Annotated in this window: 16 protein-coding genes; 6 read left to right on the top strand and 10 right to left on the bottom strand. The window is 46.5% G+C overall.

The features are described from left to right. Positions 1 to 165 precede the first annotated feature (165 nt). On the top strand, positions 166 to 954 hold the full coding sequence (locus RTV33_RS03200) for an alpha/beta hydrolase family protein (RefSeq protein WP_312641485.1): 789 nt from the start codon (positions 166 to 168) through the stop codon (positions 952 to 954). 61 nt (positions 955 to 1,015) lie between these two features. Here RTV33_RS03200 and RTV33_RS03195 read toward each other — a convergent pair whose 3' ends face one another. The 6 genes from RTV33_RS03195 to RTV33_RS03170 form a co-directional block, all read right to left on the bottom strand. After that, positions 1,016 to 1,717, bottom strand: a complete 702-nt coding sequence (locus RTV33_RS03195; protein ID WP_312641484.1) for an FCD domain-containing protein — start codon at positions 1,715 to 1,717, stop codon at positions 1,016 to 1,018. Positions 1,718 to 1,787: 70 nt separating this feature from the next. After that, positions 1,788 to 2,726 carry an ABC transporter permease gene (locus RTV33_RS03190; RefSeq protein WP_312641483.1) on the bottom strand — a complete coding sequence of 313 codons (939 nt, stop codon included), beginning with the start codon at positions 2,724 to 2,726 and terminating at the stop codon, positions 1,788 to 1,790. Continuing rightward, a complete protein-coding gene (locus RTV33_RS03185; protein WP_312641481.1) occupies positions 2,716 to 3,831 on the bottom strand; it encodes an ABC transporter permease in 1,116 nt (371 codons plus the stop codon). Before RTV33_RS03185 ends, RTV33_RS03190 begins: the two co-directional genes overlap by 11 nt. Beyond that, positions 3,824 to 5,380: an ABC transporter ATP-binding protein gene (locus RTV33_RS03180; protein WP_312641480.1), complete on the bottom strand. Its 1,557-nt coding sequence runs from the start codon at positions 5,378 to 5,380 to the stop codon at positions 3,824 to 3,826. The genes RTV33_RS03185 and RTV33_RS03180 overlap by 8 nt, the downstream gene beginning before the upstream one ends. Positions 5,381 to 5,533: 153 nt before the next feature. Beyond that, positions 5,534 to 6,670, bottom strand: coding sequence for a BMP family ABC transporter substrate-binding protein (locus RTV33_RS03175; protein ID WP_312641479.1), 1,137 nt, complete (start codon positions 6,668 to 6,670; stop codon positions 5,534 to 5,536). Between the two features lie 67 nt (positions 6,671 to 6,737). Beyond that, positions 6,738 to 7,427 (bottom strand): YitT family protein, encoded by a 690-nt coding sequence (locus RTV33_RS03170; RefSeq protein WP_312641478.1) that lies wholly within the window; start codon positions 7,425 to 7,427, stop codon positions 6,738 to 6,740. A 296-nt stretch (positions 7,428 to 7,723) separates the two neighbouring features. Between RTV33_RS03170 and udp the strand changes: the two genes are divergently transcribed. After that, positions 7,724 to 8,500 (top strand): uridine phosphorylase, encoded by a 777-nt coding sequence (gene udp / locus RTV33_RS03165; RefSeq protein ID WP_312641477.1) that lies wholly within the window; start codon positions 7,724 to 7,726, stop codon positions 8,498 to 8,500. Between the two features lie 167 nt (positions 8,501 to 8,667). On the opposite strand, the gene RTV33_RS03160 is transcribed toward udp, so the two are convergent. The 3 genes from RTV33_RS03160 to RTV33_RS03150 are packed head-to-tail and all read right to left on the bottom strand — an operon-like array spanning position 8,668 to position 11,736. Beyond that, positions 8,668 to 9,507, bottom strand: coding sequence for a YjjW family glycine radical enzyme activase (locus RTV33_RS03160; RefSeq protein ID WP_312641476.1), 840 nt, complete (start codon positions 9,505 to 9,507; stop codon positions 8,668 to 8,670). 1 nt (position 9,508) lies between these two features. Next, positions 9,509 to 11,008, bottom strand: coding sequence for a YjjI family glycine radical enzyme (locus RTV33_RS03155; protein ID WP_312641474.1), 1,500 nt, complete (start codon positions 11,006 to 11,008; stop codon positions 9,509 to 9,511). A 20-nt stretch (positions 11,009 to 11,028) separates the two neighbouring features. Further along, positions 11,029 to 11,736, bottom strand: a complete 708-nt coding sequence (locus tag RTV33_RS03150) for a Crp/Fnr family transcriptional regulator (RefSeq protein ID WP_312641472.1) — start codon at positions 11,734 to 11,736, stop codon at positions 11,029 to 11,031. A 255-nt stretch (positions 11,737 to 11,991) separates the two neighbouring features. On the opposite strand from RTV33_RS03150, the gene RTV33_RS03145 reads away from it, so the two are divergent. From RTV33_RS03145 to RTV33_RS03135, 3 genes are all read left to right on the top strand, one after another. Further along, a complete protein-coding gene (locus tag RTV33_RS03145; protein ID WP_312641470.1) occupies positions 11,992 to 12,210 on the top strand; it encodes a hypothetical protein in 219 nt (72 codons plus the stop codon). 77 nt (positions 12,211 to 12,287) lie between these two features. Further along, positions 12,288 to 12,524, top strand: a complete 237-nt coding sequence (locus tag RTV33_RS03140) for a cation transporter (RefSeq protein ID WP_312641468.1) — start codon at positions 12,288 to 12,290, stop codon at positions 12,522 to 12,524. A 137-nt stretch (positions 12,525 to 12,661) separates the two neighbouring features. Further along, positions 12,662 to 12,898 (top strand): hypothetical protein, encoded by a 237-nt coding sequence (locus RTV33_RS03135; RefSeq protein WP_312641466.1) that lies wholly within the window; start codon positions 12,662 to 12,664, stop codon positions 12,896 to 12,898. Between the two features lie 132 nt (positions 12,899 to 13,030). Here RTV33_RS03135 and RTV33_RS03130 read toward each other — a convergent pair whose 3' ends face one another. Further along, entirely contained in the window at positions 13,031 to 14,473 is a 1,443-nt protein-coding gene (locus RTV33_RS03130; protein WP_312641464.1) for an SPFH domain-containing protein, read from the bottom strand. Positions 14,474 to 14,714: 241 nt separating this feature from the next. Between RTV33_RS03130 and RTV33_RS03125 the strand changes: the two genes are divergently transcribed. Beyond that, positions 14,715 to 16,199, top strand: a complete 1,485-nt coding sequence (locus RTV33_RS03125) for a DUF1846 domain-containing protein (RefSeq protein ID WP_312641463.1) — start codon at positions 14,715 to 14,717, stop codon at positions 16,197 to 16,199. The last annotated feature ends 12 nt before the right edge of the window (positions 16,200 to 16,211 follow it).

The following is a 16,211-nucleotide window of genomic DNA, read 5'->3' as shown; positions in this document are numbered from 1 at the left end:
GTGAATCTCATCTATTTTGCCCATTTCTAACAATTATTCCTCCGAAACTTATATTCCGCTTCCAGTTCCATATTTTGATTAAGGAAAAAAGACATGTGTCCTTTTTATGCCACCTGCAAAAAGGTTATACTAGTTCTATATGTAATCAGAAGGGGGCAATTATAAATGATTCTTTGCCAGTGCAATTTCTTTTCCAAAGCACTGAAAAACCATGTGACCTTAAACGTCTTGATACCGAGTATGCCCGACAACGACTGCCTGCATGCTTCTTACAGCGAAATTTACCCCGAGGGCAAAAAGCACAAAACGCTTTATCTTCTCCATGGCGCCTTGGATGATTATTCCTCGTGGCTGCGCCACACCAACATTGAGCGATACGCTGAGGAAAAGGGCATCGCTGTTGTAATGCCATCTGGCCAAAACGGTTTTTATACCAACGCGGTCAGCGGGCACGATTACTTCGACTTTATTACCGAGGAGCTGCCCCACTTTGTGCAGGCAACTTTCCATCTTTCTTCAAAGCGCGAGGATAATTTCATTGCAGGACCCTCTATGGGTGGCTATGGGGCATCTAAGTGTGCACTCTCAAAGCCGGAGCAGTATGGGGCATTCGGCTGCCTTTCGGGCGCTGTGAACCCCCCTGTGCTGGAAGGACGTATGAAAGCAATGGGCTTTGATTTCTTCCGCTATGATCTTATTTTTGATGGAACCGATAAAATTCCGGGCACAAACCATGACCTTTATAAGCTTGCGGGTGGCCTCACCCACGCAGAGCATAAACCAAGAAGCTATATTTTCTGCGGTATTCAGGACGTTGCGAACCACGACATGAATGTTGCCCTTTACGAAAAGCTAAAAGAAGCCGGCAGCGACACTACCTTCTGCGATGGCGACGGCTTACATGATTGGGCCTATTGGGATAAGTGCATCGGCCAGTTCATTCAATGGCTGTAGGCCTTATAAAATGCGAAAGAGCGGATGCATTAGCATCCGCTCTTTCTTATGAATTGGTTCATTATACTTCGTATTCCGAAACAAAATCTTCATCGGTCTTCTCCAACAGCTTTTGAAGCGAATTTTCGATGTGCATGCGGGAGTAGATGGCAGCAAGCTCCGCGTTTTTGTCTCGTATGCAGTCTAATATCATTCCATGATATTGGATGGCATGTTCAGGGCCAACATTGTGGTACAGCACCGTCTGATGCTCGGTTAAAAGCCCCGTAAACAGATTGGATATCTGAGCAATAATCGCATTTCGCGTACCTTTTGCAATGATCTGATGAAACTCATTGTCGCAATACCGAAACTTCTTTCGATCATGAACCGATTTCTTCATCTCTTCATAATTTTGTTCCAGAAGTTTTAGATCTTCATCGGTATATTTGCTGATAAATAGCTCGGCATTGTAGGAATCAAACATACGACGAAACTCAAGTATGGTAATCATTGTCCGCCTTGTTGTTGCAAAATACGGCAGCCCCAACAGCGTAGCATTCTCAAACTCCTCAACATAAGTACCAGAACCCTGCACCTTTCGCAAAACAGAAAGTGTAGAGAGCTTCTCCAACGCCTGCCGAACAGCGATCCGGCTGACATTCAGCTTTTCACACAGCTGAACTTCTGTTTCGATCTTTGTGCCAGGCAGCCATTCCCCGGTCTTAATTTTCTGTACAATATAGTTAAAAACTATATTAGCAGCCTGAACACTGTAAGCCATTTTTAACACCACCATCCAACAGTAATATTTACCATTTTAGCATTAATGAGCTATTTTTACAATATCATCACTAATCTTTTGAAGCTTCCTTTACCTTTTTCTTACCCTTTTTCACGGAGGAAGAATAAGCAGCCAGACCAATGAGCGTTGCAACGTAAGGGATTGCCTGAACGGCTTCAGCCGGAACATTAATCGTCTGAAGAACATTAGAAAGTGCGTTTGCTACACCAAATGCCAATGCAGAGAGGAACGTCGGAATTGGTGCGGCATTGCCCAGGTTCTGGGCGGCAATACCCATGAAGCCACGGCCGGCGACCATGTCTCGCGCGAACCAAGAAAGATAACCCATAGACATGTAAATTCCGCCAAGAGAAGCAAAAAAGCCACCAATAATGAGCGTAATAAACTTTGTCTTGACTACATTGATACCAACGGAGGATGCGGCATTCGGGTTTTCACCAACGGTACGAATGCGCAGACCAAGCGGTGTTTTAAAGATAAGAAGATAGACCACGATAACAGAGAGGAAACTGAGGTAAGTGAGAACATTATGTCCTGAAAGGATAGACCCCAAAACAGGGATGTCTTTGATAATCGGAATTTGTATGTTTGGAAAGGTAAGGCTGGGCAGAGAAGTGGACAAGCCCTTATCTTGCACCAAAACATACAGCATAAAGATGGTACCGCCGGAGGCAAACGTATTGAGTGCAATACCTGTGAGAACCACGTTTGCGTTAAGCACAAGGTTAAAGTAGCCAAGCAGTACCATGATTGCAATACCGCCTGCAAGGCCGGACAGAAGACCAACCAGAAGACTCTGGGAATACGCACTGCCAACCACGCCGCAGAATGCAGCGGTAAGCATAGTACCTTCAAAAGCAATGTGCAGTACACCGCCGCGGTTGCAAATCAGCGCGGCAAGCGCTGCAAAAAGAAGTGGTGTTGTAACACGGATGACAGAATAAACAAATTCGGCGGAAAAAATTGCTGACATCACATTATTGCCCATTTACCGCCACCTCCTTAATACTAAGCTGTTTCTCAGCTGCTTCCACCAGCTTCTTATGTTTGAGCTTGTGGAGGAAGCGTTCAGCAACTACAAGCATAATAATGATTGCCTGAATAATACTTACAAGCTCGATTGGAATATCATCGGTACGTGCCATTACGTCGGCACCTACACGAACGTATGCGAGGAATGCGGCAGCAAGCGGAACCAGCTTGGGGTTGTATCCCGCAATAATTCCCACCAAAATTCCATCAAATCCGTGGTTTGTAAGCCCTTGATATTGAAAACGCTTGTACATTCCCAAAACCTCAACAGCGCCGCCCATACCGGCAACAAAGCCGCCCAAAATCTGCGCATTCAGCAAAACTTTTTTAACAGGAATTCCGGAATAAGCAGAGAATTCCGGGTTTTTACCCACCATACGGATTTCATAGCCGCGCTTGCTCTTGTACAGGTAAAAATAACCCAGAGTAGCTACAACAAGTGCTATGATAATACCACTGTGGATGCTGGTGCCCGGCAGCAGTCTGGAAAGACGCGAGGTTTCAGCAAACTTAAAGGATGCAAGAAAGCCCGCTGCAGGGTCGCGCAGAATGTGGTTTATGATACCGAGTGAAAAGTAAAGGCAAACATAGTTCATCATCAGCGAGCTGACAACCGGCTTTGCATCGCACTTTACATATAAAATTGCAGGAATAAAGCAAACAATTGCACCAAACACACCGCCAAGGGCGATGCTGACAATCGGGTGAATAATTCCGGGCAACGTAAGCTTGGTGGCGACAATGGTTGCACCAACCGCGCCAACCAAGAAGCCGCCCTCTACGCTCATGTTTGTTTGGTTTGCCGAAAAGATAAGGCATACGGCAACACCGGTAAACAGCAGCGGAGTCATAACTTCAATGAGGTTACCCATACGACGCATGGTGGAAACCGGCCCGAACATAAAGCTCTTAATTGCGCCCATTGGATTATCACTTATAAAAACAATGATCAAGAAAGCCACACCAAGAGCAATACCAACCGCGAGCAGCATTCTCAACATGTTAAATTGCTTTTCAATATCTTTCGCAGTTTTAACTGCTTTTACTTTAGCACTACCCATTATTTGCCACTCTCCTAATCTCCTCCGGTGCCATTTTCTTGATACCCAGCATGTACTCGCCCAGTTCATCCTCGGTCACTGTTTTGGCATCCTTAAAGTATGCGGCAATTCTGCCTTCACTCATAACAATCAGGCTGTCACTAACTTCCATAACTTCGTTCAGGTCGGCGCTGATGAGAAGTACCCCCGCACCTCCGTCACGCAGTTCAACAAGCTTTCTTCGAATAAATTCGCTTGCACCTATATCGATACCACGGGTTGGCTGGTTTGCAATAATCAGCTTGGAATTCGAGGTAAACTCACGGGCTGCAACAACCTTCTGCATGTTACCGCCGGAAAGCATACGAATCGGCTGATCTTTACCATCGCACTTTACGTTAAATTTTTTGATCAGGTCAACTGCAAGCTCATCTACCTTTTTAAGGTCCATCAGCATCTTCTTTTGGAATTCAGGCTTGTAGTACCGGTCAGAAACAATGTTTTCTGCAATACTGCCGTCGCCTACAATACCATAGGTCATACGGTCCTCCGAAATGTGAGCGACGCCAGCCTCACGAATTTCACGAATGCTGAGATTTCTCACATCCAAATCGCCAACCTTAACTTCGCCTTCAAAAATCTTGTCCATCCCGGTGATGATTTCACTAATTTCCTTCTGACCATTGCCCTCTACTCCGGCAATGCCAAGAATTTCGCCGCCGCGGATGCAGAAGCTTACATCGTCCAAAACCTTTTTGGTACCATGCGCGTATTTGGTAATTCCTTTGAGGTCAACAACCACCTCGCCGATTTTCGCTTCATCTTTATCAAAATTAAGTACTACGTCACGTCCTACCATCATACGTGAGATGTCACTTTCTGTCAGATTCCCAATATCTTCAACGCCAATTGTGCGCCCTGCTCTCATAACGGTAACTCTGTCGCAGAGCTCTGTCACCTCGTGGAGCTTATGAGAAATGAAAATAACGGTATAGCCTTCTTTTTTAAGGCCCTTGAGCTCTACAAATAGCTCTTTTGTCTCCTGTGGTGTCAAAACTGCGGTGGGTTCGTCAAGTATTAGTATTTTAGCTCCGCGAACCAGAGCCTTAAGAATTTCGACCTTTTGTTTCTGTCCAACAGACAGGTCTTCTATTTTTGCCAACGGGTCAACTTTAAAATTGTATTTCTCTGAAGCTTCGCGTGTAATCTTTACCGCTTCGCTCATGCTAAAGAAACCATTCTTTTTGGGCTCCATGCCAATTACAAGGTTTTCAGCAACCGTAAGCGAGGGCACCAGCATAAAGTGCTGATGTACCATTCCTATTCCAAGCTTGATGGCAACTGTGGGGTTGTCAATATGAATTTCTTCGCCGCGAAGAAGAATACGGCCTTCCTCAGGCTTCTCAACGCCAAAAAGAACCTTCATCAAAGTGCTTTTACCTGCGCCATTTTCTCCAACCAATGCATGTACTTCGCCCTCATGCACAGAGAGGCTCACGTTTTTGTTGGCAACAAAGCCGTTCGAATACACCTTTGTGATGTTTTCCATTGAGAGTATGTTTTTAAGCATAATTATCCTCCGGTCGTTAGACTCGTTTCTGAAAGCTTACCAATACAGAGTCTGCGCACTTTGATCTGCTATGCGGGCAGAAAAGCATCCATCAAGGGTTTGGGCATTGCGCCCGAAAGCGCAATGCCAGCCCGTTTCGTATCTCTTTTTTAATTAAGGTCTTGCGGAATCACGAATTTCGTTGAGTCTGTCGTTGGCCATACCAACTGCAGTTTCAACCTTGATCTCACCGGAAGCAACTTTTGCTTCAAGCTCATCAAGCTTGGTTTGTGCTTCGTCAGAGAAGATTGCATCAAAGTACTGGTTCTTTGCTGCACCAACAGATTTCTGAGCCAAACCGGCTGTCTCGTATGCGCCCCAAGGCAGTGTGCCTTCAACTGCAGCTTTCAGTGCGTTGTAAACGGTGTTGTTAACCATTTTCTGCATAGAGGTAGCAATGATTTTGGAGAGTTCAGGGTTTGTCTCTTCGAATGCTACAGCCTGGTCAGCGTCAACGCCGATTGCATAAACGTTTTTCTCTTTGCAGGCGTCCAGAACACCAAGGCCTGCACCGCCGGCAACCTGGAATACAACGTCTGCGCCCTGATTGATTTGTGCAATTGCCATCTCTTTTGCTTTTGCGCTGTCTTTAAAGTCGCCGATATAAGAGATGAGAACCTTAACCTCAGGATCAACTGCCTGTGCACCCTGAATGTAACCAACGAGGAAGTCGTTGATTGCTGTGTTCTCGCTGCCTGCTACAAAACCGATCAGCTTCTCTTTGTTTGCCAGAGGTGCATCGGAGTTTGTGAGCAGCGCTGCAGCAGCACCAACAATGAAGGAACCCTCGTTCTGAAGGTGCTCAACCGCATAGATGTTGGGCAGGTTCAGATCATCTTTTGCATCGTAGAGGATAAATTTTTTGTCAGGGAACTCCTCTGCAACTGTCTGCATGCTTTCAAGAATGTTGTAGGTACCACCAATGATGATATCCCACTCAGGGTCTTCTGCAAACTCAGTCATAGTCGGAATTTGTTTTGTTGCGTCGCCATTAAGCTCTACAACCTTAAAACGGAAACCAAACTCACGAGCTGCCTGCTGAAGGCCTTCGTTAGAAAGGTCGCAGAAAGATTTGTCGCCGAGGTTTGTGTTAACGATCATAACAACGCCAAGTTCGCTTGGGTCCTTTGTAACGGCATCGCTGCTGGAAGCATCCGGTTCTGAGGTGCTTTCCCCAGGTTTAGCGGCGCAGCCTGCAAAAGAGCCCAGAACGAGCATCATTGCAAGAACTACTGCAAGAATTTTTTTCATGTTATTTCTCCTCCTGAAATTTATGTGCTTAATTTAGTTAACTCACATTTTACTGTGAAATTAAAAACTATTTAACGGCCTGCGGGTGGGATGAACTTGCCAAACGTTTGCTAAAAAACTGGATGGATGCCTGAAGCACCGGGCCTGTAAGGAAAATGGCAACCACTGTGCCGATGCCCCAGCGTGCGCTCAGCGCAATACCGCCGATAACGAGAATCAAATCTTGAATGATTTTAGCTTTGGTATACGAAACACCTTTCTTAGCGCAAAAGAACTTGACCAGGCCTTCCAGTGCACCAAAGCCCCTGTCCACGGCAACATAGAGTCCAAGTCCAATTCCCATCAGCGCAGTGCCCGCTGCTGTACACAGTATCTTTAACAGCAGCGACCATTTGCCTATATTAAACCCGATGAGAAGCGGTGTAAACAGGTTTACAAATGGCCCAATTACAAAAACGCAAAGCACGGTACCTACATTGATATAACTGCGCTCAACAAGGAAAAGTACAAACAATAACAATAGGTTTGCCAGCGTATTTGCTGCGCCATAGGATATTCCAAGAATGTTATGGAGTCCGTCGCAAAAGGTTGCCATCGGCGATGAGCCTAACTCCGCTGCATAAAAGAGTGCTGTGCCAAGTGCAGAGATCATCAAGCCAAGAGTTATTACAATTGTATCTTTTGTAAATTTTATTGTCTTATTTTTCAAGTCGTTTTTATTTTTGGGAAATCTTGATTCGGGACTAAATTTGTTCATAATATCTCCTTGTTACTCAGTAATGTTATTATATCCTACAAAAAATGCACGGTCAATTCATATAGTTTACAAATTTGACACACTAATCATATTACAATTTAACAAAAGATAATACAACTATTGTATTATCACTTTTTTTGTGCTATACTTGGTACAAAAATATAACGGTTATAGGCGCAGCGGATTAGGGCTTTTCTAAGAACATGAAACAGCCAAAATCGATAAAGACTTAGGATTTTCAAAAGAAACTATGATGAGGCTGTTACCTTGCCCGTAAGAAATGAGGTATATTGCAGATGGAAAAAGAACTGATGCATCATATTAAGTGTGGCGTAGGAGATGTTGGCCGCTATGTTATTCTTCCGGGCGACCCCGGCAGAGTTGAAAAGATTGCCGCTTACCTGGACAATGCAGAGCATGTCACAACTTATCGTGAATACAATACATGGACCGGATACCTCGAGGGTGTTAAGGTAAGTGTTTGCTCTACCGGCATTGGCGGACCGAGCGCATCCATTGCTGTGGAAGAACTGATCAAATGCGGCGCCGATACCTTTATTCGTGTCGGCACCTGCGGTGGTATGGACCCTACCCTCATCCCCGGCGACCTTATTGTTGCAACGGGCGCCATTCGAAAAGAAGGCACCGGCCGTGAGTACGTGCCAATCGAGTACCCTGCTGTTGCAAACTACGAGCTTCTTACCGCCCTCGATCAGGCTGCTACCAACCTCGGCAAAACTCACCACATGGGCGTTGTTGAGTGCAAAGATAGTTACTATGGCCAGCACGACCCCGACAGCATGCCAACCGGCGATGAGCTGAAAGGGAAATGGAAGGCATGGAAAATGGCCGGTGCGCTTGGCAGCGAAATGGAAAGTGCAACGCTGTTTATTGTAGCCGCAGCTCGCCGTGTTCGCGCTGCAACCGTGCTTCTGCTGTGCCGCAACCGCGAAAGAGAAGCCCTTTACAACAAAACAGAAACATCTTGGGATACCGCACCTGCAATTGAGACCGCTATCGAGGCTCTCAGAATCACGATTCGAAAAGACAAAGAAAAAGAAAACAACGCTTAAACAATACAAACCTCAGGGGCAACGTCGAAAGCCGATGTCCCTCCTCCTTAAAGCGAAAACCTCCCGGCACCACGGTGCCGGGAGGTTTTTGCTTTTATTCTTTTTACGATAGACACTAAAAGAGATTACTATTTCTCATGTGCTTTTACATAAATAGGACACTGCCTTTATACAACCATCACATGTTCAAATCCAAGCTCTGCTGCTTTTGCCTCCAGCATCTGCATATAGCTGTTTTCCGGCGCAGTCATCTCTGCCAGCCTGCCTTTTACCCCAAACGGGCGAAACTTAATCAGTTTGATGCGGGTGGTTTTTGTTTTTTCGGGTCCTATGGTCTGTGCAATGCCTTGCAGTGCCGCTTCGGCATCCACTTCGCCCGGCAAGCAGACAATTCTAAGCTCTTCTATTTTATCGTTGCGCGAGAGGTACACAAGGTTCTTTTTTACCGGCAGGTTATCAAAGCCTACCAAAGTGCGATACACCTCGTTATCCCACGATTTTATATCCAGCATAACGCCGTCACAAAGTGCAACAAGCTCAGGGTATGCACTTAAATCCACCATTCCGTTGGAATCTATCAGGCAGGTAAGCCCCTCTGCTTTGACCATACGAAAAAGCTCTGCAAGGAATTCGGGGTACAGCATACATTCGCCGCCCGATACCGTGATCCCCCTAATAAAGGGCACGCTTTCCAGAACTTTTTGATACACCTGCTGCGGGGTCATCTCTTTGACCTTGGGGGAAGAAAAATTGGGGCAGATTTTAATGCAGGCATCACAGTCTATGCACTTATCCTCGTTCCAAACCACTTTTCTATTTTCTATAGCCAAGGCCTGTGCGGGGCACCCCGGCACACAGGCGCCGCAATGTACACAAAGGCGCTGCGTTTCGGGGTTATGGCAGTAGGCACAGTGAATGTTGCACCCCTGTAGGAATATCGACACCCGGTTCCCCGGCCCGTCTACCACGCTGGTCGGCAGTATTTTATTGACGATAGCCGTAAGCATTTTATACGTTCCTTACCTTTCTTTCGTTAAGACGGTTCAGCTTGTAGTTTGCACTGCCGTTTTGAACCGTATCGTGGAGAACAACTTCTCCGCTGTCGTACTTTTGAAGCTCACTGCGCTTTACAAGGTAACCTGTAATGCGGACAAGGTCGCTGTCCGAACCATAGAATGCGCAGTAACGGTCACCCAGCTTAAACGCGCCTTTCACAATATCAAGAACGGCAGCGGGGTTTCTGCTTGCGGTTGTATCAAACGGGAAGATATCGCTGCAGCCTGTGGGGAAGAAACGGTGGTAACGGGTGGAGTGGCGCAGGTGGTCGAGGATGTTTTCCGGCTCGTCACCCACAACAATTCTCACACCGGAGGTTACACCGACATCGTCGGAAAGCCCTGCCTGCGCATGAAGCATAAAGTGTCCGCCTGCAATTTCAGAGTACTTTGCGGGCAGTTCTTTTACCGTACTATCAATAATTGTCAGAATCTTTTCAGCGAGCAGGTTTGCTTCCTCATCGTGACCGTAGCGCAGGCCCTTATCTTGCAGCAGGTAGTTAACACCGTCGCAAAGGCCGGCAACACCATACATGCCGACGAATCTTTCTCTTTCAACAAGGCCCTCCTGTGTCATAAAATCGCTCTCAAAGTAGCCGGATTTTTCAACAAGGAATGCAATGCGTTCGTTCATGTACTCACCCAGTGCAGCCAGTGCGTCGGGCAGTACATTCTCAAGGAAGTCGTCAATCCCTTTCGAAAGCTTTGCAAGACGCGGAATAACCACGCGGGAAAGTGTGTATGCACCGCCTCCGATAGGAAGCAGATTGTAGCAGGAGGAAATTCCATACCCGCCGGGGTATGTGTCTCGGTTCATTTTGTCGTTGCAGATTGCAGGGTTGGAACACGCAAGCGAGCACTTGATTGCGAGCTCCGCAAAATCATCGGGTGTAATTTCGGGGTCGTACTTGAGAGTAAAGTTGGGAACGGCATTTTGCAGTTCCTGCTCCAGCTCAAGGATAAGCCTGCCTGCACGGGTGGCCTCCGGGCCGAGGTTTGCATGGCAGTAGCCGTCTGCAACGGTTCGGTCTATGTAGTTTAAGAAGTTTTTGATCTGTTTTTTTGCGTCCTCGTCGCTTACGCCGTCAAGGAACGGGTCGATCAGCTTGTCGAGGTTGCCTAAGTATACCGGCATAGTTGTGATGGACGGTGTGTGGTAGTAAATAATCTGCAGCGCTGTCAGTGCCCCGTTCAAATCCTTAGGCGGGTCAATTTTCAAGAATTTACTGCCCTGCCTTAAAAACTTCTCAAAGTCAACCATAACGTAACGCGGGCGGTAGGGGGCATTGCCTTCTCCCATGTCGCACAGTGCGCGTGTTTCAAAGTAGTAGCGAAATCTTTCAGGAAGGTTTAAGACATCCAGAGAATTCTCTGCCTCGCGTGCCAAAGCGATAATTTTTTGGCGGTAGGTTTGTTTTTTTGATGTAAGCACATCGTAGGTTCTGTTACTCATGTTGCATACTCCCCTTTGAATTAGTTGATTTTTTCTGAAGCAAGCTCGTCCAACTGCCGGTACTGCTCTTGGTTTATTACAATCTCACGCCGGTCAAAGGTCAGCATCCCTTTTCTTTTAAGCTGGTTTAAGCCGCGCTGAACCGTTTTTACACAAAAGCCTGTCTCATCTGCAATCTGCTGGCGTGTAACTTTTATATGGCACATGCCATTAACCTGTGTTTTTTGATAGCAGGATATCAAAAAAGCCACAAGACGGTCTTTTCCGGTAAAGAAAAGAAAGTTTCTTTCGCTGCCCGCCTGATCTACCAACTGTTTTGTAATCTGCTGTGTTCTTTGAAAGAGCGCCTCGTGGTCCTTTCTCATCCAGTTCAAATAAGCTTCGGTCGGCATTACCGCGAGTGTGCACTTTGTCACACAGGTGAGCGTTCCCCTGTAGTAGCTGCATTGGGAAAAGGCCTCGAATTCGCCGAAAAGGCTGGGTGCGGAGAAGGTTGCAAAAACATAAACGGCGCCCGATACCTGCTGGTTCATTGCCTTGATGTCTCCCTCCAGCAGGATATACACGTTCTTCGCTGTGTCCTGCATTCTAACCAGGATGTCGCCGGCGCTCTTTTTTATAATTCTTACCTTCTCTTCAATCGGTTCCGGCATGTTTTTGATCAGTTCGAAAAGCCCCTCTTTTTGTGCACCATGCAGCTCTGCAGCCGCTTCTCTGAGTTTACCCATCGGTCTCTCCCATCCGGCAAAAACACTGAAGCCTTTATCAGCTTTCTGCCTTTATTCTATACGTTTATTTTATCTTAAAAAAGGACACATGTCCACTTTGTTTTTTATATTGTTTTAAAATGATGTGCTAAAACGCTTGCCCAGTGAAATATACTAATAAGAAATGGTACGAACGGCTATAAACTTTTCCCTATCCTGTTAAAAACCGATATTACGGTTAAACTAACACTATAAAAAAGGAAAAGGAGTTTACTTATGAGCGATAATGATAAGCAATGTATTCCGCCGCGAGATGAGTTGTTTGATGATTTTTGGGATTTGGATACGGTTGTATCTGCCACTGAATGCACCGGGCTGATTCCGATACCTCCGACAACCGAAGATGAAGCAGAATCTTACACCAACATTTACGCTATCCCACAGCCGGGAGTATCGTATGACGACAGCTTAAAGCAAAGTAAACCAAACGATTAAGCTGGTTAAGTTTATTTTCAAAAAATTGCTTTTAATCTGTATCACCATCTTGGGGAAACTATTATTGAGGTGATAGTATGATTGAAAATGCCTATTTTATTGTCAAAGGTACAAAAAGCAACCAGAGCGTAACCGATATTAAAGCGAAACTCGATACCTTGCATGGTGTCACATCGGCTGCTGTTGACGCTAAGACAAATTTGGTTTCTGTCCGCTATAACAGCGCCGGCACGTCATACGATAAAATAGAAAATTATCTGAACAAAATGGGGTACCAGATTGCAGCAGATGCAAGCGACATTCATACCAGATAATACCTCCCGCTCCTTTTTAGGGGCGGTTTTCTTTTTCTGTACGTCGGGTATTTCGGCTGTTTTTTCTATTTTAGCTGCAAAAACTTACCGCTTTTAATCATTTGGTACTCGGTAATACTAATGCCGAGGTGATTAATTTGGATTCCAACTATAAAATAGCGAAAATCTCGCCGCGCCTCACAGGTGAGCTGGATCGATTTCAAAAACAAATTCAGCACGATACCGGAAAAAACATTGTTCTGGTTGCCTATGAAGCAGATGCGAACTCCACGCCGGAATTTAGTGATATTCAGCGCAGTGGCTCTGGAGAAATTAAAAATAACATATTTCAGACTGACAACCTCTCCGGCAATATTACGCATTGGCACATGTAAATCAATTCTTATATCAAACTTTGTGCATTGATATTTTTTCCTTAACCGTTGCATAATACGACAATTTTGTTTTTGTTTTATAGTAAAAAATGAAGGCGCCCGACTATCTGTCGGGCGCCTCACTATTTGTTTTTATTCTTCAACTGTGTATTGCAGGTTGGGTACCGCTTCCTCTTCCTTAGCCTCGGTCTTAGATTTTTCAACGAAGTTACGCATTAAAGCCGCAACATCCACTCCCGTAAGGTCGTTGAGCACATCAAAACCATTCAGCGTTACATCAGAGACCACCTTTGCCACCTTAGAAGCCCCCTGATTTCCGCCGTTATCAATAACGGTAATCTTATCAATCTGTTCCATCGGCTTGGCAACGGCACTCATAATTTCGGGCAGGCGTGAAATAACCAGTTCAACCACAGCGGCTTCGCCGTATTTTTTCATTGCTTCAGCCAATTTATCCTTCGCCTCTGCGTCTGCAAGGCCTTTCGCTCTGATGGAGGATGCCTCTGCCTCGCCACGCGCCTTAATGGCATCTGCCTCAGCCTGTGCCTCCACCCTTTTGGCTGCCGCGCGTGCTTCTGCCTCAATGCGCATTGCTTCTGCACGCGCCTCTGCCTCGTGAATCGATTTTATTTTGTTGGCCTCTGCTTCCACCTGCGTTTTGTATTTTTCTGCATCGGCAGGTTTCTTTACCGTTGCAACCAGTTTTTCTTCTACTACGAGCGCCTCTTTTTTCGCAAGCTCAATGTTCTGTTCCGCAACAATTTTGTTGTTTTGAATTTCTTGCAGGCGATAGGAAACGTCGGCATCCGCTTTTGCCTTATCCTGCTCTGCGCGGTACTGCTCGGTGCGAATGGTTTTGTCACGCTCGCTTTGTGCAACCTCCGCCTGTGCATTCAGGCGTGCCTTTTCACCCTCGCGGGTTGCCTCGGCAGTTTTGATTTCAGTATCGCGTTTACGCTCTGCAGATGCAATATCGGCATCTGATTTCGACTGCGCAATCTGCGGGATCGCACGGTTCTCAAGGTAACCGCCCTGCGTCGCAATTTTGAGCACGGTATAAGAAAGCAGCTTTAACCCCATTCCGCCCAGCTCGTGAGTAATGCTGTCTTCAATAGAGTTCTCAAACGCTACACGGTCTTCATTAATCTGCTCAACGGTAAGGGTAGACACAATGCCGCGCAGCTTACCCTCAAGAATCTGTTCGACCACCGCTTTAATGTTTTGGGTCGTGCGCTCGGTGTTGCCGTTGCAAAATTGCTCCACGGCAATCAGCACTTTATCGGGGTTATTGTCCACCTTAACCACCGCAGTGCCGGTAATATCAACAAAGATACCGCCCTTTGCAGGCGCTTCGGTAATATCGGTGGTCATCGACATTGCCTCCAGCGAAATTTGGCACGAGGTCTCTAAAAATGGAATTTGAATACCGCCCTTGCCCGATAAAACCCTCTTGCGCAAACCGGTAATCACCATCGCCTTATCGGCAGGCACACGCTTCCAGCAGATCATCAGAAGCAGTAAAAACACCACTACTCCAACAATCCACGGTAAAAAATCCAGTAAAAGTTCTAGCATATTATCTTACCTCCCCACTTTATTCTATGCCGGCAGTATGCAACCGCATTTTCTGTACTTACACCGCATCGCTGCTTATGGTTAAAATTATAACGACTAAATTTTCCCGTGTCAAACAGATTTTGACCTTTTTCGCACAATCATGCACTAATTTGCAAAATAGTTGTATTTACGGTTGTAAAAAAAATGAAACTTACTTATAATATAGAGTGTATGTTTAAAGATAGAAGGGTAGGGAAACATGAAAGTAATTGGATTTGATAACGACAAATATTTGAAAATGCAATCGGAGCATATTCTGGAGCGCATTTCACAGTCTGACAATAAGCTATATCTTGAATTTGGCGGCAAACTGTTCGATGATTTTCACGCATCCCGCGTGCTGCCGGGTTTTGCACCCGACAGCAAGGTGAAAATGCTGATGCAGATGAAGGACAGCGCGGAAATCGTGATTGTAATCTGTGCGGCAGATATTGAAAAAAACAAAGTACGCGGCGACCTCGGCATTACCTACGACGTAGATGTTCTGCGCCTGATTGATGCATTTCGCGACATCGGGTTGTTTGTAGGCAGTGTTGTCATCTCGCAATATTCCGGGCAGCCTGCTGCAGACGCCTTTAAAAAGCGCCTCGAAAACCTTGGCGTTCGCGTATTTCTGCACTATCCCATTTCGGGCTATCCCTCCAATATTCCGCTTATTGTAAGCGACGAGGGTTACGGCAAAAACGAATACATTGAAACAACCCGCCCGCTGGTGGTGGTAACCGCACCGGGCCCCGGCAGCGGTAAAATGGCAATCTGTCTCTCTCAGCTTTACCACGAATACAAGCGCGGCGTGAAAGCGGGCTACTCCAAATTTGAGACCTTCCCCATTTGGAATTTACCGCTCAAACACCCGGTGAATCTGGCCTACGAGGCTGCTACCGCCGACCTTAACGATGTGAATATGATCGACCCGTTCCACCTTGAGGCTTACGGCAAAACCACCGTCAACTACAACCGTGACGTCGAGATTTTCCCCGTGCTCAACGCAATTTTCGAAAAGATTCTTGGGCAGAGCCCCTACAAATCGCCCACCGACATGGGCGTTAACATGGTGGGTTCCTGCATTACCGACGATGAAGTGGTGCGCGAAGCCTCGAAACAAGAGATTATTCGCCGCTACTACCATATGCTGTGCGATCAACGTACCGGCCGTGCCGAGGCCGATTCGGTGTACAAGCTGGAGCTGCTGATGAAGCAGGCAGGCGTTTGTGCCACCGATCGTACGGTTGCCGTACTTGCCAAAAAGCGCGCCGCCGACACCGGCTTGCCTGCCGCAGCTATAGAGCTTCCCGATGGTACTGTTATTACCGGAAAAACCTCCTCACTGTTGGGGGCTTCTTCCGCGGCGCTGCTCAACGCGCTCAAGTATCTCGGCGGTATCAGCCACGATATGCACCTCATTTCACCGATTATTATTGAGCCGATTCAGCACCTTAAAGTAGACCACCTTGGCAACCATAACCCCCGCCTGCATACCGACGAAACGCTGATTGCCCTTTCGATGGGTGCGGCAACCAACCCCACTGCAGAGCTCGCCATGAAGCAGCTGGAAAAACTACGCGGCTGCGAGGCACATTCCTCGGTAATTCTCTCACAGGTAGATGACTCGGTGTTCAAAAAGCTGGGTATGAACCTTACCTGCGAGCCGCAGTACCAAACCAAAAAATTGTATCACAAATAAAAGCAGCTCCTG

The sequence above is a fragment of the Hydrogenoanaerobacterium sp. genome (assembly GCF_032017025.1).
GTDB lineage: Bacteria > Bacillota > Clostridia > Oscillospirales > Ruminococcaceae > Hydrogenoanaerobacterium.
This window is presented reverse-complemented; position numbering and strand designations above follow the sequence as displayed.

Excerpts from the sequence above, each read along its gene's own strand:
- RTV33_RS03200 (WP_312641485.1), top strand. The coding sequence starts at position 166 with ATGATTCTTTGCCAGTGCAATTTCTTTTCCAAAGCACTGAAAAACCAT.
- RTV33_RS03195 (WP_312641484.1), bottom strand. The coding sequence starts at position 1,717 with ATGGCTTACAGTGTTCAGGCTGCTAATATAGTTTTTAACTATATTGTA.
- RTV33_RS03190 (WP_312641483.1), bottom strand. The coding sequence starts at position 2,726 with ATGGGCAATAATGTGATGTCAGCAATTTTTTCCGCCGAATTTGTTTAT.
- RTV33_RS03185 (WP_312641481.1), bottom strand. The coding sequence starts at position 3,831 with ATGGGTAGTGCTAAAGTAAAAGCAGTTAAAACTGCGAAAGATATTGAA.
- RTV33_RS03180 (WP_312641480.1), bottom strand. The coding sequence starts at position 5,380 with ATGCTTAAAAACATACTCTCAATGGAAAACATCACAAAGGTGTATTCG.
- RTV33_RS03175 (WP_312641479.1), bottom strand. The coding sequence starts at position 6,670 with ATGAAAAAAATTCTTGCAGTAGTTCTTGCAATGATGCTCGTTCTGGGC.
- RTV33_RS03170 (WP_312641478.1), bottom strand. The coding sequence starts at position 7,427 with ATGAACAAATTTAGTCCCGAATCAAGATTTCCCAAAAATAAAAACGAC.
- udp (WP_312641477.1), top strand. The coding sequence starts at position 7,724 with ATGGAAAAAGAACTGATGCATCATATTAAGTGTGGCGTAGGAGATGTT.
- RTV33_RS03160 (WP_312641476.1), bottom strand. The coding sequence starts at position 9,507 with ATGCTTACGGCTATCGTCAATAAAATACTGCCGACCAGCGTGGTAGAC.
- RTV33_RS03155 (WP_312641474.1), bottom strand. The coding sequence starts at position 11,008 with ATGAGTAACAGAACCTACGATGTGCTTACATCAAAAAAACAAACCTAC.
- RTV33_RS03150 (WP_312641472.1), bottom strand. The coding sequence starts at position 11,736 with ATGGGTAAACTCAGAGAAGCGGCTGCAGAGCTGCATGGTGCACAAAAA.
- RTV33_RS03145 (WP_312641470.1), top strand. The coding sequence starts at position 11,992 with ATGAGCGATAATGATAAGCAATGTATTCCGCCGCGAGATGAGTTGTTT.
- RTV33_RS03140 (WP_312641468.1), top strand. The coding sequence starts at position 12,288 with ATGATTGAAAATGCCTATTTTATTGTCAAAGGTACAAAAAGCAACCAG.
- RTV33_RS03130 (WP_312641464.1), bottom strand. The coding sequence starts at position 14,473 with ATGCTAGAACTTTTACTGGATTTTTTACCGTGGATTGTTGGAGTAGTG.
- RTV33_RS03125 (WP_312641463.1), top strand. The coding sequence starts at position 14,715 with ATGAAAGTAATTGGATTTGATAACGACAAATATTTGAAAATGCAATCG.